Origin of the sequence: Pantoea rodasii, from assembly GCF_002095465.1 — a bacterium.
Taxonomy (GTDB): Bacteria; Pseudomonadota; Gammaproteobacteria; order Enterobacterales; family Enterobacteriaceae; genus Pantoea; species Pantoea rodasii.
Map to the genome: position 1 here is coordinate 11374 of NZ_MLFP01000024.1, position 25040 is coordinate 36413.

A 25040-nucleotide genomic window follows, 5' to 3' on the forward strand; every position below is an offset into this window, starting at 1 on the left:
AGCGCCAAACGACGCAGATAGGGCCTTTTTCGGCCTTTTTTCCGCCTTAAATTGCGCGGTAGACGCACCATAAGCCAATCGGCGGCGCGGATGCAAGTCAGGAAAATCTGGGAAATGCGGTGCATCATCAGAAAGATCTTTCGACCTCCAATTCCTCATCAGCAAAAGCGAAGCGTGTTAAAAGGAAGGGTAGGATTTTTTTAGCGCTGAAAGTCTCAAAACAGCCGCTTTTCTTCGCCATAAACCCGCTGCGCCTGGCAAAATTGTGATCTCCGTCTACACTTAACGCTGACGATGTTCGCAGTCAGGTTGATGTGTTGGCAATAAAGTAGTGAGTTTGTGGAGTGTTACCCAGCGAAATACCCTGTTCTCGACCCAACCTCCTCGCCCCCAGTCTTTGGACTGAAAACACCCAGCCTGACTTCGAACATCCTGTTACAGCCCAGAAAACAGGAGGAGATGTGACCCCTGCGGTTAATCAGAACAGCACTTTGCCGTCACTCAGCGGCGGTCTTTATGCCTTCTTTTTGATGTCGACGGCACGCTAGCCGCGATTCAGTCGCAGCCCGAGTCGGTTTCGATCCCCGCATCGGTGCGCCAGCATCTACAACAAATCTCCAATCTGAGTCATGGCGCACTGGCGCTGGTCTCAGGCCGTCCGATTGCGCAACTCGATGCGCTGGTTGCGCCACTGGAAGCGCCCGCAGCCGGGGTGCACGGTGCGGAACGCCGCGATGCCCGTGGTCGCGTGCACCGGGAGACGTTGCCGGGAGACGTTGCGCAAACCCTGCAAACCGAACTGCAGCAAACGCTTGACCAATGGCCCGGCACGCTGCTGGAAGTCAAAGGTATGGCGTTTGCGCTGCACTATCGCAACGCGCCAGAATACGAAAAATCCATCATGCAATTGGCGGAAGATGCCGTGGCGCGCTTTCCTGCGCTGGCATTGCAGCCGGGAAAATGCGTGGTCGAGCTGAAACCGCAGGGCATCGATAAAGGTGCTGCGGTACGCGAGTTTATGCAAGAAGCCCCGTTTATTGGCCGTATTCCGGTCTTCGTGGGTGACGATCTGACAGATGAAAAAGGATTTCTCGCCGTGAACGCCATGCAGGGCATTTCTGTAAAGGTCGGAGAAGGCGCTAGCCATGCGCACTACCGTCTCGACAGCGTGGATGCGGTATGGCACTGGCTGTCGCAACTATTATTACAACTAGAACATGACATCGTCGGTAAGGAGTCAAGGTTATGAGTCGTTTAGTCGTCGTATCTAACCGTATCGCTATTCCAGATGGGACTAGCGCCAGCGCAGGCGGTCTTGCGGTGGGTATTCTGGATGCGCTGCGGACTACCGGAGGCTTGTGGTTTGGCTGGAACGGAGAAATCAGCGAATATACCGGTCAGGAAGAAGAGGAACTCTCGCAGGTCGAGCATGATGGCATTACCTATGCGTCCCTTCCGCTCAACCAGAACGATTACGATCAGTATTACTGCCAGTTCTCCAATACGGTGATTTGGCCTGCTTTTCACTACCGTCTCGATTTAGTGCAATACCAGCGTGAAGCCTGGGAAGGTTACTGCCGGGTGAACACCTTACTGGCTCAGCGCTTAAAACCGCTGCTGCAACCAGACGATATTTTGTGGATCCATGATTACCATCTGCTGCCGTTTGCCGCCGAGTTGCGCAAGCTGGGCATCAATAACCGCATCGGATTCTTTCTGCATATCCCGTTCCCCACGCCGGAAATCTTCAATGCGCTGCCACCGCATCAGGATTTGCTGGAGATGCTGTGCGACTATGACTTACTGGGTTTCCAGACAGAATCCGATCGCGTGGCCTTCCTTGATAGCCTGAGCCAGCTGACGCAGTTGCAGAATAAAGGTGAGAAAAAGCACCGCGCCTTTGGCAATACCTTCATGACGGAGGTGTATCCGATTGGCATTGAGCCGGACAGCATCAAAGAGATGGCGGAAGGGCACCTGCCACCGAAAATGGCCGCGATGAAACGTGAGCTGGGCGATTTGCAGAATATCATCGCCAGTGAGCGGCTGGATTATTCCAAAGGACTGCCGGAACGTTTTCTCGCTTACGAGGCGCTGCTGGAGAATTTCCCACAGCACCGCGGCAATATCCGTTATTCACAAATCGCACCGACTTCACGGGGTGATGTGCAAGCCTATCAGGACATTCGTCACCAGCTGGAGACGGAAGCCGGGCGCATCAACGGTAAATACGGCACGCTGGGATGGACGCCGCTGTTCTATCTCAATCAGCACTTCGATCGCCGTCTATTGATGAAAATTTTCCGCTTAACCGATGTCGGGCTGGTGACGCCATTACGCGATGGGATGAATTTGGTCGCCAAAGAGTACGTTGCTGCGCAGGATCCGGATGACCCAGGCGTTCTGGTGCTGTCGCGCTTTGCCGGGGCCGCCAATGAACTGACGTCGGCGCTCATCGTCAATCCTTACGATCGTGATGAAGTGGCCGCTGCACTCGATAGAGCGCTTACCATGCCACGCACGGAGCGTATCTCGCGCTATAACGACATGATGGCGGTGTTGCGCAAACAGGATATTACTCAGTGGCGTGAGAGCTTCCTGCAAGATTTGAACTCATTACCCGCACGCAGTGCCGATCATGGCACGGAGAACAAGGTCGCGACCTTTCCCAAGTTAGCGTAACCCCAACGTCAGGTGCGCAGTGATGCGCACCGTTTCCACATTCCAGCCTAAACCCGCGAAATCGTTTTCATTTCCTTATGCCCTAACTCCCTGACGGCACAATCAAAAAAGCACATTTTGGTTAAAATCTGCGCAATCAGACCGGAAAAAAGCCTTTTTTTCATGCTGACCCTAAAGATTCGGCTGGTCATGCCGATAGTTCTCTTACATCAATACGTAAAATCGCCAATTCATTCATATCCCTAATGTAACGCTCTGTTACATCCACTGCCGTTGACTAAACACTCCCTACAAAGCCCTAACAGTTCCCAGGCGTGCTACGCCCAGTCTTCACGCTTAGCGATCGGCCTGGTAGTAGTGCCTTTCAGCAATATTCCCTATAAGTGATTAATTTAGAAGCAAATAATTTCCTCTTAAATTAGCATTTTCCACTGCCTTTTGGCTAAGAAGTGGTTGCATGTGCCTACCTAAAGCCAACGAAACAGATAAAAGATCGCATTGTCATGACAATCCTCCGCACAGGCTAAAGTGGCCGATTTTAAAGTGAAATATTAGCGAAACAATTCAAATTCGCTCAAAAAACGCACAACAGAAAAGCAATTCTGAAGCATCCAGGAAAAAATTTGCCTTAAAAGTGTGACGTAGATCACACTTTATCTAAAATTTCGCTCCACTCACGTTGTATGTCGATATCAGACGATATAGATTTGCCTTGTTTTCGGATTAGTCTTAAAAAACTGTAAGCAGACGTCACGGAAGATGGTTACAACTCAAGCAAAGATTGGCCTGGAGTTTTGACTACTACTGATCAGTGTCCCGGCGGGAAGTGAAACAGTTCAGTACACGTTGGCTTGTGCCTGATTATTTTTTGCCATCTTTAGATTTACCAACCAGCAGCCCGAACCATAGAAATTTAAATTCTGTGGCCGTATATGTGTCGCGTCTATCAGGATGGAAAAAAATGGGTACATCAGAATTACTAAAACATATATATGACATCAATCTGTCATATTTGCTGCTTGCTCAGCGTTTAATTAACCAGGAAAAAGCTTCAGCAATGTTTCGTTTAGGCATCGACGAATCGATGGCAGATACATTGTCGCAATTAACGTTACCTGAAATGGTAAAATTGGCGGAAACCAATCAACTGGTTTGCCAGTTCCGCTTTACCGACCACAACCATATTAATCGTTTGACGCAAGAATCACGCGTGGATGACTTGCAGCAAATCCACACCGGTATTTTATTATCCAGCCGTTTGTTGCGCAGCGCGTCAAAAAATGACGTCTCTGCGAAGAAGAGGGCGGTGTAATGACCGAAAAAAGTATTGTTCAGGAAGCGCGCGACATTCAATTGGCCATGGAGCTGATTACGTTGGGCGCACGACTGCAAATGCTGGAAAGTGAAACCCAGCTGAGCCGTGGACGCCTGATTAAACTGTATAAAGAGCTGCGTGGTGCACCACCACCGAAAGGCATGCTGCCATTCTCAACAGATTGGTTCATGACCTGGGAACAAAATATTCACTCCTCTATGTTCTGTAATGCCTGGCAGTTCCTGTTAAAAACCGGGTTGAACACAGGGGTTGAAGCGGTGATTAAAGCGTATCGTTTGTACCTTGAGCAGTGTCCGCAATCGGACGAGGGCCCGCTGTTGGCGCTAACGCGTGCATGGACCCTGGTGCGATTCGTTGAAAGTGGCATGCTGGAACTTTCTGACTGCAAATGCTGTGGTGGGAGCTTTATTAACCACGCGCATCAGCCAGTAGGCAGCTTTGTTTGCAGCCTGTGCCAGCCGCCATCACGCGCCGTAAAAAGACGTAAACTTTCTGCAGATTCTGCCGATACCTTTCCACAACTGCTGGATGAACAGGTTAAACGCGCCGTTTAAGTTTGTTCGCATCGTGGAAAACATCCAGCAGCGGCTTAGCCCGCTGCTTTTTTTTGCCCACGATTTACGAATAACACCTGCGGCTCTCTGGCTTAACTTCCACCCACACGTTACGGACGTAAGGAATTTTTGTGCTGATTATTCTGGGTTATATCGTGGTCGTCGGCTCCGTGTTGGGCGGCTATATGATGGTCGGTGGCCATTTGGGCGCGCTTTATCAGCCCGCCGAGCTGATTATTATCGGCGGTGCCGGTATTGGTGCCTTTTTAGTCGGCAACAATGGCAAGTCGATCAAGAAAACATTAAAAGCCTTGCCAATGTTAATGCGCGGCTCGAAATATAACAAAGCTGTATACATGGATTTAATGGCTTTGCTTTATCGCCTGATGGCGAAATCACGTCAGCAGGGCATGCTCTCTTTAGAACGCGACATTGAAGACCCGAGCCAGAGCGAAATTTTTGCTAACTATCCGCGTATTTTGGCCGATAAACAGTTGGTGGATTTTATTACCGATTATTTACGTCTTATGGTCAGCGGAAATATGAATGCATTCGAAATCGAAGCCCTGATGGATGAAGAGATTGAAACCTACGAGCACGAATGCGAAGTACCCGCACAAAGCATCTCGGCAGTGGGTGACGGTTTGCCTGCCTTCGGTATCGTCGCCGCAGTAATGGGCGTGGTGCATGCGCTGGCATCGGCCGATCGCCCGGCGGCTGAATTAGGTGCGCTGGTGGCACATGCCATGGTCGGTACGTTCCTCGGCATCTTACTGGCTTACGGTTTTATCTCGCCGCTGGCCTCGGTGTTACGTCAGAAGTGCGCCGAAACCACCAAAATGATGCAGTGCGTCAAGGTGACCTTGCTCTCCAGCCTGAATGGTTACGCGCCGCAAATTGCCGTGGAATTTGGCCGTAAGACGCTGTATTCCGCTGAGCGCCCGTCGTTCTCCGAACTGGAAGAGCATGTGCGTAATGCGAAAAACCCTGCGAAACAGACCTCGGATCAGAACTCATGAAGGCAGGCAATCGCCCCATTGTGCTGGTTAAAAAGCGCAAACATAAAGGTCATCATGGCAGCCACGGTTCGTGGAAGATTGCCTATGCCGACTTTATGACGGCGATGATGGCGTTTTTTATGGTGATGTGGCTGTTGTCCATCTCCAGCCCCAAAGAGTTAACGCAGATAGCGGAGTACTTCCGTACGCCGTTGAAAGTGGCGTTAACCGGCGGTCAGCGCAGCAGTGATAGTGAAAGTCCGATTCCCGGCGGCGGTGACGATCCCACGCGCAAAGACGGCGAAGTCAAGAAAGTGGTTGATATGGATGCGCAGAAGAAAAAGTTGGAAGAGATTCGACTGAATCGCCTGCGTGAAAAGCTCGACCAGCTGATTGAAGCCGATCCGCGCCTGAAAGCGATGCGTCCGCATTTGATTATCAACATGGTGGAAGAGGGGCTGCGTATTCAGATCATTGATAGCCAGAACCGCCCAATGTTTAAAACCGGTAGCGCGGACGTGGAACCTTATATGCGTGACATTTTGCGTGCCATCGCTCCGCTACTGAATGATATTCCCAACAAAATCAGTCTGGCTGGTCACACGGATGACTTCCAGTATGCCAATGGCGATCGTGGTTACAGTAACTGGGAGTTGTCCACTGACCGTGCAAACGCTTCGCGCCGTGAATTGGTGATTGGCGGATTGGATGGGGGGAAAATGCTGCGAGTGGTGGGCATGGCCGACACCATGAAGCTGAAAAACCGTGGTGCCAATGATGCAGTAAACCGTCGTATCAGCTTGTTGGTGTTGAACCATGACACCCAGGCTGCGATTGAGAAAGAGAACTCTGAAAGCGATGCCGCGCAGATATCTGACCCGGCACAAATTATTCCCGACATTACCGCACCGACCGTACCCGCTGCATCTGCTGCACCTGCAAGTTCTACCGTCACTCCGGCTTCGCCGGCCAGTGCGGTGGTGCCTGCGCCAGCAGCGCAGCCAGCGGCAGGCGCGGTGACACCAGACCAACCCTCACAGCCGAGGTGATCCCGTGAGCATGGACATCAGCGATTTTTACCAGACGTTTTTCGATGAAGCCGATGAGCTGTTAGCGGATATGGAGCAACACCTGTTGGGATTGGATCCCCAGGAGCCCGATTCCGAGCAGTTGAATGCCATCTTCCGCGCCGCCCACTCCATCAAGGGCGGAGCCGGTACGTTTGGCTTTACGGTTTTACAGGAAACCACCCACATCCTGGAAAACATTCTGGATGGTGCGCGCCGCGGCGAAATGCAGCTCAGCACCGACATCATCAACCTGTTTTTGGAAACCAAAGATATTATGCAAGAACAGCTCGATGCCTATAAAACGGCGCAGGAACCGAACGCAGAAAACTTCAAGTATATCTGCGAAGCACTGCGTCAGCTGGCGCTGGAAGCCAAAGGCATTGCACCCGAAGCCGTGAAAGTGGCCGAGGTGGTGGCCATTGCTCCAGCCGCGGCTGCGGGTCTGCGCCTGCAACTGATCGACTTAAAAGAGAGAGAGCCGGATCTGATGCTGGAGGAGCTGGGCAATCTCGGCACCGTTTCCAACGTCGTGAAAGGCAGCAACTCGCTGGAAGTGACCATTGATGGCGTCGGCAAAGACGACATCGTCGCGGTGCTGTGTTTTGTGATTGATGAAGCACAGATTCAGTTCCCGGAAGGCGCAGCAGCGGAAGCCCCTGTGGCTGCCGAACCGGTTGCCGCTGCGGCACCGGTGCAAACCGCCACCGTGACGGAAATTACGCCACCGGCCAAACGCGAAGCGAAACGTGCGGCAGCACCGGCGAAAGTCAGTGAATCCAGCAGCATCCGTGTTGCAGTCGAGAAGGTCGATCAGCTGATCAACCTGGTGGGCGAACTGGTGATTACCCAGTCGATGCTGGCGCAGCGTTCTGGCGAGCTGGATCCTGTGGCACACGGCGACCTGCTCAACAGCATGGGTCAGCTGGAGCGCAATGCGCGCGACCTGCAAGAATCGGTGATGTCGATTCGTATGATGCCCATGGAATATGTGTTTAGCCGCTTCCCGCGTCTGGTGCGCGATCTGGCCAGCAAGCTAGGTAAAGAAGTGGAGCTGACGCTGATGGGCAGCTCAACCGAACTGGATAAGAGCCTGATCGAGCGCATTATCGATCCGTTAACGCACCTGGTGCGTAACAGCCTCGACCACGGTATTGAAACGCCAGAGAAACGCCTGGCGGCCAGCAAAACGGCGGTGGGTAATCTGACGCTGTCGGCGGAACATCAGGGCGGCAATATCTGCATCGAAGTCATCGATGACGGTGCCGGTCTCAACCGCGAACGTATTCTGGCGAAAGCCTTGTCTTCTGGCCTGCCGGTCAGCGAAAGCATGAGCGATGAAGAAGTCGGCATGCTGATCTTTGCGCCAGGTTTCTCAACGGCGGAACAGGTCACGGACGTTTCTGGTCGTGGCGTGGGCATGGACGTGGTGAAACGAAATATCCAGGAGATGGGCGGTCACGTCGAAATCTCCTCGAAGCAGGGCAAAGGCACCACTATTCGCATTCTGCTGCCGCTAACGCTGGCGATCCTCGATGGCATGTCAGTTCGTGTCGCCGATGAAGTGTTCATTCTGCCGCTGAATGCGGTGATGGAATCACTGCAGCCGACGGCAGAAGAGCTGAAACCGCTGGCCGGTGGCGAGCGAGTGCTGGAAGTGCGTGGTGAATACCTGCCGCTGGTTGAGCTGTGGAATGTGTTTGAGGTGCAAAATGCCAAGACCGATGCCACACAGGGCATCGTGGTGATTCTGCAAAGCGCAGGCCGTCGTTATGCGCTGTTGGTGGATCAGTTGATTGGCCAGCATCAGGTGGTGGTGAAGAACCTGGAAAGTAACTACCGCAAAGTGCCGGGCATTTCTGCCGCCACCATCCTCGGCGATGGTAGCGTGGCGCTGATTGTGGATGTCTCTGCACTGCAATCGTTGAACCGTGAAAAGCGTGTGGCCGGTGCCGCAGCGTAATAGATAAATAAAGGGCAAAAAAATGACTGACATGGCAACCGTGACCAAAATCGCTGGCGAAACCGTGGGCCAGGAGTTCTTAGTTTTCACCCTGGGTGATGAAGAGTACGGCATCGACATTCTGAAAGTGCAGGAGATTCGTGGTTACGATCAGGTAACGCGTATCGCCAACACCCCAGAGTTCATCAAGGGCGTGACCAACCTGCGCGGCGTTATCGTGCCGATCATCGATCTGCGTGTGAAGTTCGCGCAGCAAGGTGTGGAATACAACGAGAACACCGTAGTGATCGTGCTGAATCTTGAGCACCGCGTGGTCGGTATCGTGGTGGATGGCGTGTCAGACGTGCTGTCACTGACGCAGGATCAGATTCGCCCGGCGCCAGAATTCGCGGTGACCATGTCCACCGAATACCTGACCGGTTTGGGTGCACTGGGCGATCGTATGCTGATTCTGGTCGACATCGAGAAGCTGCTGAGCAGTGAAGAGATGGCGCTGGTGGATACGCTGCGTAGCGCATAATGCGATAAAAACGGGCCGCCACGCGCGGCCCGTTATCGTCACCGTAGTAAATTAATTTCCTTGTAAATCAATAATAAAATCCCAAAATACTGCGCTTTTCCCTCAATAATTCAGGCTATTGGTCGATAACTGCTCTGTATCATTTTTATTCATTTTCCAGGGCAAACTATGTTTACGAGAATCCGCGTTGTGACCAGCTTATTGCTGGTGCTCTTCATCTTTGGTTTTCTGCAACTGGCATCCGGCTCGCTGTTCTTTAAAGCACTGAGCGATGACAAAAACAGTTTCAATGTTTCACAGCTGGCGAGCAAAAACACCGCCGCTATCAATGATGCCTACATGAGCCTCAACCAGAGCCGTGTAGTGCTGACCCGTATTCAACTGCGCATGGCAACCAGCAAACTGAATGGCTCGGAGCCAGATATCGCTGGCTTGTATGATGACAGCAAAGCCTTCCAGAAAGCCGCAGCGAATAATTACCAGCTGTTTAAATCGGTTCCGGATACCCCAGGACAGAATGTTGAGCTTAATCAGCATCTGGATGGCACTTACAGCGCCTATGCCAGCGCACTTAGCCAGATGCAGGACGCGCTGTTAGCAAAAGACTTAGTGCTGGCGGGCAAAGCACCTGTGGCACCTAGCCAGAGTGCCTTCCTGAAAGATTACAGCCAGTGGCGTGCCGACCAGGACCGTTTAACCCAGGCGGGTGTCGAAGCCAATAGTGCGGCGTATCAGCGCATGCTGTGGCTGCTGGGCGTGGTGATGGTGGTGGTGATTGCCGTGATTGCGCTGTGCTGGGTCGGCTTGCGTAAGATCTTAATCAAACCGCTTAGCGACAATATCCAGCATATCCAGCATATCGCCCAGGGCGATTTGACGCAGACTATCGTCATCGAAGGCCGCAACGAGATGAGCCAGCTGGCGACCAGTCTGCACGAAATGCAGCAATCACTGGTGCTGACCGTCAGTAACGTCCGTGACGGTTCAGACGCGATCTTTACCGGTGCCAGCGAGATTTCTGCAGGCAACAACGATCTTTCAGCACGCACGGAACAGCAGGCGGCCTCGCTGGAGCAAACCGCAGCCAGCATGGAACAGCTCACGGCCACCGTGAAGCAAAACGCAGAAAACGCGCGTCAGGCTTCGCAGTTGGCACTCAGCGCTTCGGAAACCGCGCAGAAGGGCGGCAGCGTAGTCGAAGGCGTAGTTCGCACCATGAGCGACATTTCCGGTAGCTCGAAGAAGATTGCCGACATTATCAGCGTGATTGACGGCATCGCTTTCCAGACCAACATCCTGGCGTTGAACGCGGCAGTTGAAGCGGCGCGTGCCGGTGAACAGGGTCGCGGTTTTGCAGTGGTGGCAGGTGAAGTGCGCAGTCTGGCACAGCGCAGTGCCCAGGCAGCAAAAGAGATCAAGGGCCTGATTGAGGATTCCGTCAGTCGCGTGAACAGCGGCTCGCAGCTGGTGGGCACGGCGGGCGAAACCATGAGTGAAATCGTCAGTGCGGTGACGCGTGTGACCGATATTATGGGCGAAATTGCCTCAGCGTCTGATGAGCAGAGTCGCGGGATCGATCAGGTCGTCAGGCGGTTACCGAGATGGATCGCGTCACCCAGCAAAACGCCTCGCTGGTGGAAGAGTCGGCCGCTGCGGCAGCTTCGCTGGAAGAACAGGCCAGCCGCCTGAGCCAGTCCGTAGCGGTGTTCCGCGTGCCGCGCGCGGCACAGCCGACAACCGCCAGCGCGATGGTACGCCATCCACAGATTGCTCCGCCGGTGTTGAGCGCGCCACGTAAAGCCGTGACAGCACCCGTCAGTGACAGCAACTGGGAAACGTTTTAATCGTTTGTAGTGGCGTGTTTTAACGCGCCGACAGCTGCTCTAGCCCTTTATTTTCAGGAATATCAATGCGCCTTTATCGCTAACCCGATAAAGGCGCATTTTTTTAATGACAATTTTCTTTACTTATAAAACGCTGTGAAGAAACCTAATGGCAGAATTATATTTTGTAAAATCGCTTAAGCACTCTCAAAAATTCACAATAGCGGTCGATAACAGCGGGAGCCGAAACGCATCACTCCTTGGAGAACCCATGTTAAAACGAATCAATGTTGTCACCAGCCTGATCGCTGTCTTGCTGGTATTTGGTGCTTTGCAGTTAATTTCAGGTGGCCTGTTCTGGTCAGCCTTACAAAAAGATAAAGAGGCGTTTGCCGTCGCACAAACCTCGACCAATAACGTTGGCGCGATGTCCGATGCCTGGATTGAACTCAACCAGACCCGCACCGTGTTAAACCGCGCAATGCTGCGCATGCAGGGCACTGCGGCCGCACAAGCCAATGGCGGCCAGCTTCAGGCGCTGATTGATCAGACTGAAAAGCAGCTGGATGTCGCCGCCGGTCACTACCAGCGTTACTACGATCTGCCGGGCACGCCAGGTTTGCCGGATGCGCTGCGCGATCGACTGGAAGCGGACTACGCCGCTTTCAATGATGGCCTGAAAGCGATGCTGGCGCGTTTAAAAGCCAACGATCTGCAAGGCATGTTTGCGCAGAATATCGAAGCCAAACAGGTGAAGATGAAAGCCACCTATGCTGAGTGGCGCACCGCGCAAAGTGCGCTGGCAGCGGAAGGCGTGGCGCAAAACCAGCAAGCATTCCACACCATGATGTGGCTGCTGGTGGTCGTGGCACTGGTGGTGGTATTCGTGATCGTCGGCTGCTGGTTTGGCCTGCGTACCGTGTTGATCCAACCGTTGCATCAGCTGCTGGGCCATATCCGCCATATCGCGTCTGGCGATCTGACACAACAGATTGCCGTGGAAGGCCGTAATGAGATGACCCAACTGGCGGCCAGCCTGCATGAGATGCAGCAGTCGCTGGTGCGCACCGTCAGCAATGTGCGCGACGGCTCTGATGCCATCTTTACTGGCGCGAGTGAAATCTCGGCGGGTAACAACGATCTCTCGGCACGCACCGAAGAGCAGGCGGCTTCGCTGGAACAAACGGCGGCCAGCATGGAGCAGTTGACAGCGACCGTGAAGCAAAATGCCGAAAACGCGCGTCAGGCATCCCAGCTGGCACTCAGTGCTTCTGACACGGCGCGCAAAGGTGGCGAAGTGGTGGATGGCGTCGTGCGCACCATGCATGACATCGCTGGCAGTTCCAAGAAGATCGCTGACATTATCAGCGTGATTGATGGTATCGCCTTCCAGACCAACATTCTGGCGTTGAACGCCGCAGTGGAAGCCGCGCGGGCCGGTGAGCAGGGTCGTGGTTTTGCGGTGGTGGCCGGTGAAGTGCGTAACCTGGCGCAGCGCAGTGCCCAGGCGGCGAAAGAGATTAAAGGGCTGATCGAAGACTCGGTGAATCGCGTGAACAGCGGCTCGCAGCTGGTAGGCACGGCGGGCGAAACCATGAACGATATCGTCGGCGCAGTGACGCGCGTGACCGATATCATGGGCGAGATTGCCTCGGCGTCGGATGAGCAGAGTCGCGGTATCGATCAGGTCGGTCAGGCGGTCACCGAGATGGATCGCGTCACCCAGCAGAATGCCTCGCTGGTAGAAGAGTCAGCGGCGGCGGCGGCTTCACTGGAAGAACAGGCCAGCCGTTTAAGCCAGTCGGTGGCGGTGTTCCGCGTACCGCGTGCCTCGCAGGCCACTCACGCCGTGCGTCAGCCACAAAGCGCACAGCCGGTGTTGAGTGCACCACGTAAAGCCGTTACTGCGCTGGTCAGTGATAGCAATTGGGAAACGTTTTAAACCTCTTCCACTCGGGCGCACTACGGTGCGCCCGAACCCCTGTCGGCACAGGTTAATTTATCCCTATTCCTCCTTAATTCCCGCTGGTCCAACCGGTTACAGGCAGCATAAAGATCCCCCCGCAAACGCCGATAACAGGAGCGATCCGCCAACCAATGAGGTGTTTATGTTTAGTCGTGTTCGTGTCGTTTCCGGGTTGTTGTGTGTGCTGGCACTGTTTGCCTTGCTGCAGATGTTTTCCGGAGGGATGTTTTTTACTACGGTGAAAGCCGATAAAGAGAATTTTGCCTATAACCAGCGTCTTAGCACGCTGCAACGGGCGATGGGCACCTCTTGGGTATCGCTGGTTCAGGCACGTAATACGCTGAACCGTGCAGGGATTCGCTATCTGCTGGACAGTCAGCAGGCGGGTTCAGGCGCTACCGTGAAAGATCTGGTGGCGCTGGCCAGTGAGGAATTGAAAAACGCTGACCAGGCCTTTGCCGAGTTTAACGCGAATTTGTCGGAGAAAGGCAAAAGCGCAGAGAACGTTAAGGTCCTGCAGGCCAACTACAACGCCTTCCGTGGCGGACTCGCCGAGCTGATTGGCTTCCTGGGTAACGGGAACTTCAAAGGCTTTGTCGATCAGCCTACGCAGGGAATGCAGGATAAGTTCGAAAAGGATTACTCCGCGTGGCTGGGTTACAACATCGTGCTGGCGAAGCAGGGCATTGATGCCAATGAAAACGCTTATCAGCACTCCATCATGCTGGTGATCGGCACCTTGCTGGTGACCCTGCTGGTGATTGTGCTGGTGTGGTTCGGCATGCGTAACGCGTTAATCCGCCCACTGAAGCAGAGCATCGAGCACATTCGTCACATCGCGCGCGGTGACCTCACCCAACAGGTGGATGTCAACGTGCGAAATGAGATGGGTGAGTTACTCAGCTCACTGCAGCACATGCAGCAGGAACTGGCGAACACCGTGCGTACCGTACGTGATGGATCTGATGCCATTTACACCGGTGCCAGCGAAATCGCCATGGGTAACAACGATCTCTCTTCGCGGACTGAACAGCAGGCGGCATCTCTGGAAGAGACCGCAGCCAGCATGGAGCAGTTGACCGCGACCGTGAAGCAGAATGCTGAAACGCCCGTCAGGCGTCGCAGCTGGCGCTGACTGCCTCCGAACCGCGCAGCATGGCGGCAAAGTGGTCGATGGCGTGGTTAGCACCATGAAAGAGATCACCGGCAGCTCGAAGAAGATCGCTGACATCATCAGCGTGATTGACGGCATCGCTTTCCAGACCAATATCCTGGCGCTGAACGCCGCGGTTGAAGCCGCACGTGCTGGCGAACAGGGCCGTGGTTTCGCGGTGGTCGCAGGTGAAGTGCGCAGTCTGGCACAGCGCAGCGCCCAGGCGGCGAAAGAGATCAAAGGGCTGATTGAGGACTCGGTGAGTCGCGTGAATACCGGCTCGGTGCTGGTGGAAAGCGCAGGCGAAACCATGACCAACATCGTGAATGCCGTGACGCGCGTGACTGACATCATGGGCGAGATTGCCTCGGCGTCGGATGAACAGAGCCGCGGTATCGATCAGGTTGGCCTGGCAGTGAACGAGATGGATCAGGTGACACAGCAGAACGCCGCGCTGGTGGAAGAGTCAGCAACGGCAGCTGCCGCGCTGGAAGATCAGGCCAGTCGACTGAAACAGTCGGTTGCGGTGTTCAATATTGGTAAAGAATTTGTCGCTCAGGCCGTTAACGTATCTACAGCGTCAAAAACGTTGCGTCCAGCAAAAGCGCTGGCGCAGCCCGCAGGTGCACGTAGTGCGGACGATAACTGGGAAACCTTTTAATCCGGGTGGCCGCCGCAAGGCGGCCCAACTGGCAGCACAGCAGTAATCGCAGTATCACAATTTAATCAGTTTGTTGCCGGGTGACCAGACATGAAGAAATCGACGTTATTGGATCAAAGTGAAGCGACAACGCTGCTCTCGCAAATGGTGCAGCGCCTGCCGCTCTCAGATACTCATTTTCGTCGTATCAGCCAGCTGATCTATCAGCGCGCAGGGATTGTGCTGGCAGACCACAAGCGGGAGATGGTTTACAACCGCTTAGTGCGCCGTTTGCGCACGCTGAATATCGATGACTTTGGTCGTTATCTGGCGTTGCTGGAGCAAGACCAGAACAGTGCAGAGTGGCAGGCGTTTATCAACGCGCTGACCACCAATCTGACCTCATTCTTCCGCGAGGCGCACCATTTTCCGATCCTCGCGGATCATGCGCGTAAGCGCAGTGGCAGTTACAGCGTATGGAGTACCGCCGCCTCCACCGGCGAAGAACCGTATTCGATCGCCATGACGCTGGCGGAAACGCTGGGCACGGGACCAGGTAAGTTCCAGGTGCATGCCAGTGATATCGATACGCAAGTGCTGGAGAAAGCGGTGGCGGGAGTTTATCGCCAGGAAGAGCTGCGCACCTTATCGCAATCACAGCTGCAGCGCTTTTTCCTGCGCGGCACCGGGCCGCACGAAGGCATGGTGCGGGTGCGATCGGATCTCGCCGGCATGGTGAACTACTCGCAGCTGAATTTACTGGCTAACGACTGGGCGTTGCCGGGTCCGTTCGACGCTATTTTCTGTCGTAACGTGATGATCTATTTCGATAAAGAGACGCAGGAAAAAATTCTGCGCCGTTTCGTTCCCCTGCTGAAGCCTGGCGGTATCTTGTTTGCCGGACATTCAGAGAACTTCAGCCAGATCAGTAAAGAGTTTTGGCTGCGTGGACAGACAGTCTATGGATTGACCAAGGAAAGACGATGAGCAAAATCACCGTGATGTGCGTGGATGACTCTGCGCTAATGCGACAGTTGATGACGGAGATCATCAACAGCCACGCCGATATGGAGATGGTCGCTACCGCGCCTGACCCGTTGGTGGCGCGGGATTTAATCAAGCAGTACAACCCACAGGTGCTGACGCTGGATGTGGAAATGCCGCGTATGGATGGCCTCGACTTCCTTGAGAAGCTGATGCGCCTGCGCCCGATGCCGGTGGTGATGGTGTCATCGCTAACCGGCAAAGGCTCGGAAGTGACGTTGCGCGCACTGGAACTGGGCGCTGTCGATTTCGTGACCAAACCGCAGCTCGGTATTCGCGAAGGCATGCTGGCGTATAGCCAGATGATTGCCGACAAAATTCGTGCCGCTGCCCGTGCCAAGCTGCATGTGCGCCCGGCAACGCCTGCGCCAGTGATGCTGAAAGCGGGTCCGTTGCTGAGTAGTGAGAAACTGATCGCGATTGGCTCCTCTACGGGCGGAACGGAGGCGATTCGTCACGTGCTGCAACCGCTGCCCGCCACCAGCCCAGCGCTGTTGATCACCCAGCATATGCCGCCCGGTTTTACTCGCTCGTTTGCTGAACGTCTCAACAAGCTGTGCCAGATCACCGTGAAAGAAGCCGAAGATGGCGAACGTATTTTGCCCGGCCACGCTTATATCGCACCCGGCGCCATGCATATGGAACTGGGTCGCAGCGGGGCGAACTATGTGGTGAAGCTGAATGATGGACCGCCGGTCAATCGGCATAAGCCGTCGGTGGACGTGCTATTCCGCTCCGTAGCGGTCCATGCAGGACGAAATGCAGTGGGCGTCATCCTCACTGGGATGGGCAATGACGGCGCGGCCGGGATGCTGGAAATGCATCGCGCCGGTGCCTGGACCATTGCGCAGGATGAAGCCAGCTGTGTGGTATTTGGTATGCCGCGTGAAGCCATTGCAATGGGCGGCACCAGTGAAGTAGTCGATTTAGGACACATCAGTCAGCACATGCTGGCAAAAATTAGCGCCGGACAGGCATTGCGAATTTAACGAGCCCGTCCTGCCGGACGAGACAACACAGGAGTAGATATGCTGATAAAATATGCGCTTTTTGGTGGTGGACGACTTCAATACGATGCGTCGTATCGTTCGTAACCTGCTGAAAGAGCTGGGATTCAATAACGTTGAAGAAGCAGAAGACGGTGTGGATGCACTGACCAAACTGCGCGCGGGTGGTTTTGACTTTGTGGTCTCCGACTGGAACATGCCGAACATGGATGGTCTGGAACTGCTGCAAACGATCCGTGCCGATGCGGCATTGAGCAAACTGCCGGTACTGATGGTCACGGCTGAAGCGAAGAAAGAAAACATCATTGCAGCAGCGCAAGCCGGTGCCAGCGGCTACGTAGTGAAACCGTTCACTGCTGCCACGCTGGAAGAAAAACTGGGTAAAATTTTCGAAAAACTGGGTATGTAAGGAGATGTGATGAGCGACCTTCCGAAACCAACCGAAGAAGCCTCGGCACACGACATCATTACCCGGATCGGCTCGCTGACGCGCATGTTGCGTGACAGCCTGCGCGAATTGGGGTTAGACCAGGCGATTGCCGAAGCGGCGGAAGCGATTCCGGACGCGCGTGACCGTTTGGATTACGTGGTGCAGATGACGGCGCAAGCGGCAGAACGCGCACTAAACTGCGTTGAAGCCGCGCAGCCACACCAGGACAAAATGGAAGCCAGCGCCAACCAGCTTAAAGGCCGGTGGGATGAGTGGTTTGAAAACCCGATTGAGCTGGCGGATGCACGCGAGTTGGTTTCGGATACGCGCGAATTTCTTAGCGATGTGCCGTCGCATACTTCGTACACCAATAAGCAGCTGCTCGAAATCATGATGGCACAGGATTTCCAGGACCTTACCGGTCAGGTGATCAAGCGCATGATGGATGTGATCCAGGAGATCGAACGCCAGTTGCTGATGGTGCTGCTGGAGAATATGCCAGAAGCCAACGCTGCCGCACGTAAAGACGCCAGCAGCCTGTTGAACGGTCCGCAGATCCATGCCAATGCACCCGGCGTGGTCGCGAACCAGGATCAGGTGGATGATCTGTTAGATAGCTTAGGTTTTTAACGTTCTGCGCCCAAATCGCGCCGCTACAGTGCGGCGCGTTTTTTCACTTCTTCAATGCCTGCCACTAATACCTGCACGCCCAACGCCTCAAACGCGGCAATCTGCGCCGGAGTAATCCCACGATCGGTAATCAAATAATGGATTTTGCTCCAGTCACAGGGCAGCGCAAACATCGACACCTTATCGATTTTACTGGAGTCCGCCACCACGTAGACGGTACTGGCGGAGTTAATCATCGCCAGCTTCACTTTGATATCGGTCTCGCTGGGGAAGCTCAAGCCGAGTCGTGGTGAAATGCAGGCGGTGGCGAGAAACAGCTTTTCAGCCAGCACGTTCTCAAAAAAGGAGGCGGCTTTCTCGCCCGAAGTGGAGAGCGTCGGAAACTTAAAGGTGCCTCCGGTCAGCAGAATATTAATCCCCGGCTCTCCGCCAAGTTTCAGCGCAATATTCACCGCAGTGGTGATCACCGATAAGCGGCGAATGTGCCCAATCGCTTCAGCAATCGCGGTCGTGGTGGTGCCGGAATCGAAAATCACCGTGTCGCCGTTTTCCACATACTGTGCGGCTAGCCGACCAATGGCTTGTTTCTCATCCAGATGGGTCTGACGTTCCAGCAGCAGTGCACCGGTGTTCTGTTTGCCGGTGATCAGGGTGGCACCGCCGTGATAACGCTGCACGTGACCGGCTTTTTGCAGCATGCGCAAATCGGTACGAAGGGTGGCTTCAGTCAGGCCGAAGGTATCGGTTAGCGCTTTCACCGTGACGGTGCCGTCTTCGCGGATCATCTCCAGGATCTTCTCACGACGCTGCTGCATATCAGCCAGCTGCTCAGTTTTGCTTTTCAATCGAAATGCTCCCTCTTTCCAATCGCGGTCTGTTTTTGGTCATCAGAAAACCCGTGATGATTTTACGCTGCGTAATAGGGATTTGCGAGGCGGCCCGCACAAAGATTGGTTTTCGAATGAAAATAAGATAAAGCCATGCAATTGAATTCTCACAGCTCCGTTAGCTGCTTTGTCTATGTCTGGAAAATGGTCATTTCGTTAACTCTATTTAAAACAGTGATATAAAAATTATTACTGTCATTTGTATGAAATTTGATCTCACCCACAAACCATTGTGAAACGATAGCTTATATTTTTGTTCGAAAATCAATATTACTGCTAAGCCATCCGGCCAGAGATAACCAGAGCCGCCAGAATGCACACAGGAGAGAAAGGATGAGTGGGGAATACGACGTCAACCTGCGCTACGGCGTGAATATCGATCTGGATTTAACCGGCAAAGTGGCGGTGGTGACCGGCGGTCTGGGCGGTATTGCCATGGCCAGTAACGCCATGCTGTTAGAGAAAGGGGCGCGCCTGGCGCTGCTCTATCCTCCATTCGAAAGCGATCGGGTTGCGGCGGTGCAGGAACAGTTCTCTGCCGAAAGCGTGCTGTTGGTGTGCTGTGACGTCACCGATGCTGCCTCGGTGGAGGCGGCATTTGAGCAGGTTGAACAGCACTACGGCCACATTGATATCCTGGTGAACTGTGCGGGTTATGTGATGTTACAGCCGGTACTGGAAACCGACTTTGCCGAGTGGCAGAAGCAGATCGCGGTCAATCTCACCGGTCCTTTCCTCTGCTCGCAAGCGGCGGGCAAACGCATGGTGCGCGCCGGGAACGGCGGCAAGATCATCAATATTGCTTCGCAAGCCGCGTCCATCGCCATTGATAACCACGTGGCTTATACCTCCGCTAAAGCCGGCCTGCTCGGCATGACCAAAGTGATGGCCAAAGAGTTTGCCCCTCACCGCATCAACGTCAACACCTTATCGCCCACCGTGGTGCTGACGCCGATGGGCGAAAAAGCCTGGCGCGGTGAGAAGGGCGAACAGATGAAAAAGCTGATCCCGCTGGGACGCTTTGCGTATACCGATGAAATCGCCGCTGCCGTGCTGTTCTTCGCCAGTAACGGCAGCGACATGATCACCGGCGCAGATTTAATGATCGATGGCGGCTTCACCATCTGGTAATGCCGCGCCAACACCAGAACGGCCATACCCTGCAAAAACAACAATGAGAGAACATCCCTATGAAAACCCGTACCCTGTTGTTCACTGCCATTGCCAGTTGTCTGATCTCCCAAGCCAGTGTCGCTGCGGATAAAGGCACCATCATGATTCTGGTGAACTCACTGGATAACCCTTATTACGCCTCAGAAGCCAAAGGTGCGAATACCAAGGCACAACAGCTGGGTTACAAAACCAGCGTGCTATCGCATGGCGAGGACGTCAAAAAACAGAGCGAGCTGATCGATGCTGCAATCGGTAAAAAAGTGCAGGGCATTGTGCTGGATAACGCCGACTCAACCGCCAGCGTGGCGGCGATCAAAAAAGCCAAAGATGCGGGCATTCCGGTGGTGCTGATCAACCGTGAAATCCCGGTGGACGACGTGGCGCTGGTGCAGATCACCCACAACAATTTCCAGGCGGGTTCTGATGTGGCCAATGTGTTTGTCGAGAAGATGGGTGAGAAGGGCAGCTATGCCGAATTGACCTGCAACCTTGCCGACAACAACTGCGTGACCCGCTCAAAATCCTTCCATCAGGTGCTGGATCAGTATCCAGACATGAAAAGTGTGGCGCGTCAGGATGCCAAAGGCACCTTGATTGATGGTAAACGCATCATGGACAGCATTCTGCAGGCGCATCCCGATGTGAAAGGCGTGATCTGTGGCAATGGTCCGGTGGCGCTGGGCGCAATTGCCGCGCTGAAAGCCGCCGGCCGCACCGATGTCACCGTAGTGGGCATCGATGGCAGTAACGACGAACGTGACGCGGTGGAAAAGGGCGATCTGAAAGCCACTGTGATGCTGCAGGCGCAGGCCATTGCGGCGCAGGGCGTGGCCGATCTCGACAATTTCATTCAGAAAGGGGTTAAACCCGAGAAGCAGCGCGTGATGTTCCGCGGCATTCTGATCACTCCAGATAATGCGAAAGGCGTGCAGGACTTTAACTACAAGTCGTAATCAATTATCGGTGCGCCTGCGTGGCAGGCGCCCAGGAGAATGTGATGCACAAACGACTCTGGTTACTGCTGCCCATCGTGATTCTTAGCGGTTGCCGCATTGTGTCGCAGCAGGAGCTGGCCGACCTCAAAAATCCCCCGAATCCAAAAATGACCAATATTGCGCAGACCTGGCAACAGCAGCTGGTGCCCCAAATCCAGCATGATGCCAAACCGGTCGCGGAACTGCTCAATGCCCTGAAATCCGCCAAAGATTTTGACAGCGCCTGCCAAACCTATGGTTACCGTGCTCAGGCTGAAAATCCTTGTGTGTTCAGCGTGAAGGTGAGCGGGGAGGTGACTGCAGTTAACACCACCTCACGTAACGGCCGCATGACGGTGAAAGATGTTTCCGGCGATAACGTAACGGTGCAAATCGGGCCGATATTCCCTGGCACTGTATTACGCGATGCCTATAAAGGGGCGAGCTATCAAGATTTTAACGATCAGGTGCTGTTTGGCGACTACAGCCGCGCTATCAATCAGCAGGCGGCCAATATGACGAGCGCCTTCAAGCCCAAAGTGGGCGATAACGTGCAGCTGTCAGGGGTGTTCAGCAGCTTTGATACGCCTGAGCAAGTGCCGAATGTCACACCTGCTGCCATCGTGCGGCAGTAAGGAGCGGGCATGAATAATCCTCAAAGTAACGTGATCATCGAGACCCGCAATGTGTCGCGTATTTATCCCGGCGTGACCGCACTCGATCAGGTTAATTACCGCGTCTATCGCAATAAAGTGAACGTGCTGATCGGCGAAAACGGTGCGGGCAAATCCACCATGATGAAAATGCTGGCAGGGGTTGAAACGCCTTCATCGGGTGAAATTTTACTGGATGGCAAAGTCGTATCGCTGAATTCAACTCATCAGGCAGAGAAACAGGGCATCAGCATCATTTTTCAGGAGCTGAACCTGTTTCCTAACATGAACGTGATGGACAATATCTTTATCGCTAACGAGTTTTTTCAGCGCGGTGTCATTAACGAAAAATATCAGTATGCGCTGGCGAAATCCCTGCTGGAGCGGCTGGAGCTGGATGTTGATCCTTATGCAGCGCTGGGTGAGTTGGGGATTGGCCATCAGCAGTTAGTGGAGATCGCTCGTGCGCTGTCGAAGGATACGCGCGTCCTGATCATGGATGAGCCGACCAGCGCGTTGAGCCAGTCCGAGGTGAAGGTGCTGTTCAACGTGATTGACCAGCTGAAACGCCGTGGCGTCACCATCATCTATATCTCACATCGGCTGGAAGAGCTGATGGAGATTGGCGATCACATCACCATTTTTCGTGACGGGCGCTTTATCAGCGAACGTGAAGTGCGGGATGCCTCGGTTCCCTGGATTATCGAGCAGATGGTTGGCGACAAGAAAAAACACTTCGACTATCACCCCGCCGTGCAGGGCGACACGGTGCTGAACGTCAATGGCCTGACAGCCCTGCATCAGAATGGCGGCTACAAGCTCAATGATGTGTCGTTTTCGCTGCGCAAGGGCGAAGTGATCGGTATTTATGGCTTGCTGGGCGCGGGCCGCACCGAACTGTTTAAAGGGCTGATTGGCATGATGCATTGCCAGTCTGGCAGCGTCAGCCTCAACGGTGAGGTGCTGGATAAACGCAACTTCCAGCAGCGGCTGAAAAAAGGCATCGCGCTGGTGCCGGAAGATCGTCAGACCGAAGGCGTGGTGCAGTTGATGTCGATCACCGCCAACATGACGCTCAGCGATCTCAGCCTGCGCGGTTTTCGCCGGGCACTGCGTTTGCTCAATCCGCACAAAGAGCAGCGTCGCGTCGATGAAATGATTGGCCATCTCGCCATCAAAGTCAGCGACCCGGAACTGCCGATCACCTCATTAAGCGGCGGCAACCAGCAGAAAGTGGTGTTGGGGAAAGCGCTGATGACCGGACCACAAGTGGTGCTGCTGGATGAACCCACGCGTGGGATTGATGTGGGGGCTAAAACAGACGTCTATCACCTGATTGGCAATCTCGCACAGCAAGGTCTGGCGGTGATGTTCTCCTCTTCGGAACTGGACGAGGTGATGGCACTGGCCGATCGCATTCTGGTGATGGCTGATGGCCGCATCACCGCCGACTTACCGCGCAGCGCAGCAACGCGTGAAGCGCTGATTAGCGCCTCAACGCCGCACGATTGAGCCCGCAGGAGAGAAATCAATGAATCAGAAATACCTGCTGTATATGTACTTGCTGAAAGCGCGCACCTTTATTGCATTACTGATTGTGGTCGGCTTTTTCAGTTTCATGGTGCCGAATTTCCTGACCCCCTCCAACCTGCTGATCATGACACAGCACGTTGCCATCACCGGACTACTGGCGATTGGTATGACGTTGGTGATCCTGACCGGCGGCATTGATCTCTCTGTCGGTGCGGTGGCGGGCATATGCGGCATGGTGGCCGGCGCACTGCTGACCAATGGCGTACCGCTGTGGGGTGGCAATACGCTGTTCTTTAACGTGCCCGAAGTGATTGTGGTGGTGGCGCTGTTTGGCATCGCGCTGGGGTTGATCAACGGTACGGTGGTCACCCGGCTGGGCGTCGCGCCCTTTATCTGCACCCTCGGCATGATGTACGTGGCACGTGGCGCCGCGCTGCTGTTCAACGATGGCAGTACTTACGCCAATCTGGTGGGCGTTCCCGCGCTGGGTAACACCGGTTTTGCATTTTTAGGTTCGGGTAGCGTGTTGGGTGTGTTTATCCCGATTTGGCTGATGGTGGGTTTCCTGCTGCTGGGCCTGTATTTGACCCGTAAAACCCCGCTCGGACGTTACATCTATGCCACCGGCGGTAATGAATCAGCGGCGCGTCTGGCGGGTGTGCCCATCATCAAGGTCAAAGTCTTTGTGTATGCCTTCTCGGGTTTGTGCGCGGCGCTGGTGGGATTGATTGTCGCCTCTCAATTGCAAACCGCACACCCGATGACCGGCAACATGTTTGAGATGGACGCCATCGGTGCAACGGTATTGGGCGGGACGGCGTTGGCCGGCGGCCGTGGGCGCGTGTCGGGTTCCATCATCGGTGCTTTTGTCATCGTGTTCCTCGCCGATGGCATGGTGATGATGGGCGTCAGCGATTTCTGGCAGATGGTGATCAAGGGTTTGGTGATTGTCACCGCCGTGGTGATCGACCAGTTCCAGCAAAAATTACAAAGTAAGGTGGTGCTGCTGCGCAGACATGAAAAAAGCAGCAATCGGCCGCCCTGCCTGAAGCAACACATGGATAACAGGAGGCAATATGACACGCGATTTTAAGGGTAAAACAGTGGTGATAACCGGTGCATGCCGGGGAATTGGCGCAGGCATTGCTGCACGGTTTGCCCGCGACGGTGCGCGGCTGGTAATGGTGTCCAACTCGGACCGGGTATTCACCACGGCGCGAGCGCTGGAAGAACAGTACGGCAGCGAGATTCTGGCGCTACAGGTGGATGTGACCGATGAGACGGCGGTACAGCAGCTCTACCAGCAGGCGGCGGAGCGCTTCGGCACCATCGATGTGTCGATCCAAAATGCCGGGGTGATCACCATTGATCGCTTTGATTCGATGCCAAAGAGCGACTTTGAAAAAATTCTGGCGGTCAATACCACGGCCGTGTGGCTGTGCTGTCGCGAGGCGGCGAAATACATGGTGAAGCAGGGCAGCGGCAGCCTGATTAACACCTCATCCGGGCAGGGGCGTCAGGGCTTTATCTACACGCCACACTATGCCGCCAGTAAAATGGGTGTCATTGGCATTACTCAGAGCCTGGCGCTGGAACTGGCGCCATGGCACATCACCGTGAATGCCTTCTGTCCGGGCATCATCGAAAGTGAGATGTGGGATTACAACGACCGCGTTTGGGGCGAAATCCTTAGCAGCGATAAAAAACAGTACGGCAAAGGCGAGTTGATGGCCGAATGGGTAGAAAATATCCCGCTGAAACGCGCTGGACAACCGCAAGACGTCGCCGGACTGGTGGCGTTCCTCGCCTCGGATGATGCGCGCTACATTACCGGTCAAACCATTAATGTGGATGGTGGGTTGATATTCTCGTAAGCGCAGCCGCCGTGAGCGCCTTGCGGGGCTGTACGCAGGGCGCTTTGCGGGATAATGCTCATCAGATAAAGCCATATTTGCAAAAGCTGTCGCTGTTAAAGTGGCGGCTTTTTTCTTTTGAGCGGGAATGCCC

General features: G+C 54.4%; 18 protein-coding genes and 4 pseudogenes. 21 read left to right on the plus strand and 1 reads right to left on the minus strand.

From position 1 onward, the window contains the following. Positions 1-461 precede the first annotated feature (461 nt). The 15 genes and pseudogenes from otsB (at position 462) to cheZ (ending at position 17813) form a co-directional block, all read left to right on the plus strand. Positions 462-1249, plus strand: a pseudogene (gene otsB / locus HA45_RS21065) (trehalose-phosphatase). Further along, on the plus strand, positions 1246-2682 hold the full coding sequence (gene otsA, locus HA45_RS21070; RefSeq protein ID WP_100699834.1) for an alpha,alpha-trehalose-phosphate synthase: 1437 nt from the start codon (positions 1246-1248) through the stop codon (positions 2680-2682). The pseudogene otsB and the gene otsA overlap by 4 nt, the downstream one beginning before the upstream one ends. A 961-nt stretch (positions 2683-3643) precedes the next feature. Beyond that, positions 3644-3994, plus strand: coding sequence for a flagellar transcriptional regulator FlhD (gene flhD / locus HA45_RS21075; RefSeq protein ID WP_100699835.1), 351 nt, complete (start codon positions 3644-3646; stop codon positions 3992-3994). After that, positions 3994-4572, plus strand: a complete 579-nt coding sequence (flhC, locus tag HA45_RS21080) for a flagellar transcriptional regulator FlhC (protein ID WP_100699836.1) — start codon at positions 3994-3996, stop codon at positions 4570-4572. Before flhD ends, flhC begins: the two co-directional genes overlap by 1 nt. Positions 4573-4703: 131 nt before the next feature. Next, entirely contained in the window at positions 4704-5591 is an 888-nt protein-coding gene (gene motA / locus HA45_RS21085) for a flagellar motor stator protein MotA (protein WP_100699837.1), read from the plus strand. Next, positions 5588-6619: a flagellar motor protein MotB gene (gene motB / locus HA45_RS21090; protein ID WP_100699838.1), complete on the plus strand. Its 1032-nt coding sequence runs from the start codon at positions 5588-5590 to the stop codon at positions 6617-6619. The genes motA and motB overlap by 4 nt, the downstream gene beginning before the upstream one ends. Positions 6620-6629: 10 nt before the next feature. After that, positions 6630-8600 (plus strand): chemotaxis protein CheA, encoded by a 1971-nt coding sequence (gene cheA, locus HA45_RS21095; protein ID WP_205960913.1) that lies wholly within the window; start codon positions 6630-6632, stop codon positions 8598-8600. A 22-nt stretch (positions 8601-8622) separates the two neighbouring features. After that, positions 8623-9120 carry a chemotaxis protein CheW gene (gene cheW / locus HA45_RS21100; RefSeq protein WP_100699840.1) on the plus strand — a complete coding sequence of 166 codons (498 nt, stop codon included), beginning with the start codon at positions 8623-8625 and terminating at the stop codon, positions 9118-9120. A 168-nt stretch (positions 9121-9288) separates the two neighbouring features. After that, a pseudogene (locus tag HA45_RS21105) lies at positions 9289-10964 on the plus strand (methyl-accepting chemotaxis protein). 250 nt (positions 10965-11214) lie between these two features. Next, positions 11215-12885, plus strand: coding sequence for a methyl-accepting chemotaxis protein (locus HA45_RS21110; RefSeq protein ID WP_100699842.1), 1671 nt, complete (start codon positions 11215-11217; stop codon positions 12883-12885). 166 nt (positions 12886-13051) lie between these two features. Next, positions 13052-14723: pseudogene (locus HA45_RS28740) on the plus strand (methyl-accepting chemotaxis protein). Positions 14724-14813: 90 nt separating this feature from the next. Continuing rightward, entirely contained in the window at positions 14814-15689 is an 876-nt protein-coding gene (cheR, locus tag HA45_RS21120; RefSeq protein WP_100699844.1) for a protein-glutamate O-methyltransferase CheR, read from the plus strand. After that, on the plus strand, positions 15686-16735 hold the full coding sequence (locus HA45_RS21125) for a protein-glutamate methylesterase/protein-glutamine glutaminase (RefSeq protein ID WP_100699845.1): 1050 nt from the start codon (positions 15686-15688) through the stop codon (positions 16733-16735). The genes cheR and HA45_RS21125 overlap by 4 nt, the downstream gene beginning before the upstream one ends. A 52-nt stretch (positions 16736-16787) precedes the next feature. Next, complete coding sequence (gene cheY, locus HA45_RS21130; RefSeq protein ID WP_128599042.1) at positions 16788-17162, plus strand: chemotaxis response regulator CheY; 375 nt, start codon at positions 16788-16790, stop codon at positions 17160-17162. Positions 17163-17171: 9 nt separating this feature from the next. Further along, complete coding sequence (gene cheZ, locus HA45_RS21135) at positions 17172-17813, plus strand: protein phosphatase CheZ (RefSeq protein WP_100699846.1); 642 nt, start codon at positions 17172-17174, stop codon at positions 17811-17813. Positions 17814-17836: 23 nt separating this feature from the next. Here the strand turns inward: cheZ and HA45_RS21140 are convergent, their stop codons facing one another. Beyond that, positions 17837-18658, minus strand: coding sequence for a DeoR/GlpR family DNA-binding transcription regulator (locus HA45_RS21140; RefSeq protein ID WP_100699847.1), 822 nt, complete (start codon positions 18656-18658; stop codon positions 17837-17839). Positions 18659-19033: 375 nt separating this feature from the next. Here HA45_RS21140 and HA45_RS21145 point away from each other — a divergent pair, with 375 nt between their 5' ends. From HA45_RS21145 to HA45_RS21170, 6 genes and pseudogenes are all read left to right on the plus strand, one after another. Next, entirely contained in the window at positions 19034-19831 is a 798-nt protein-coding gene (locus HA45_RS21145; protein ID WP_100699848.1) for a GolD/DthD family dehydrogenase, read from the plus strand. Positions 19832-19890: 59 nt separating this feature from the next. Then, entirely contained in the window at positions 19891-20826 is a 936-nt protein-coding gene (locus tag HA45_RS21150) for a D-ribose ABC transporter substrate-binding protein (RefSeq protein ID WP_100699849.1), read from the plus strand. Between the two features lie 44 nt (positions 20827-20870). Further along, on the plus strand, positions 20871-21482 hold the full coding sequence (locus HA45_RS21155; RefSeq protein ID WP_100699850.1) for a DUF2291 family protein: 612 nt from the start codon (positions 20871-20873) through the stop codon (positions 21480-21482). A 9-nt stretch (positions 21483-21491) separates the two neighbouring features. Further along, complete coding sequence (locus HA45_RS21160; RefSeq protein WP_100699851.1) at positions 21492-23012, plus strand: sugar ABC transporter ATP-binding protein; 1521 nt, start codon at positions 21492-21494, stop codon at positions 23010-23012. A gap of 19 nt (positions 23013-23031) precedes the next feature. After that, positions 23032-24098, plus strand: a pseudogene (locus tag HA45_RS21165) (ABC transporter permease). Between the two features lie 11 nt (positions 24099-24109). Beyond that, on the plus strand, positions 24110-24907 hold the full coding sequence (locus tag HA45_RS21170) for a glucose 1-dehydrogenase (protein ID WP_100699853.1): 798 nt from the start codon (positions 24110-24112) through the stop codon (positions 24905-24907). The last annotated feature ends 133 nt before the right edge of the window (positions 24908-25040 follow it).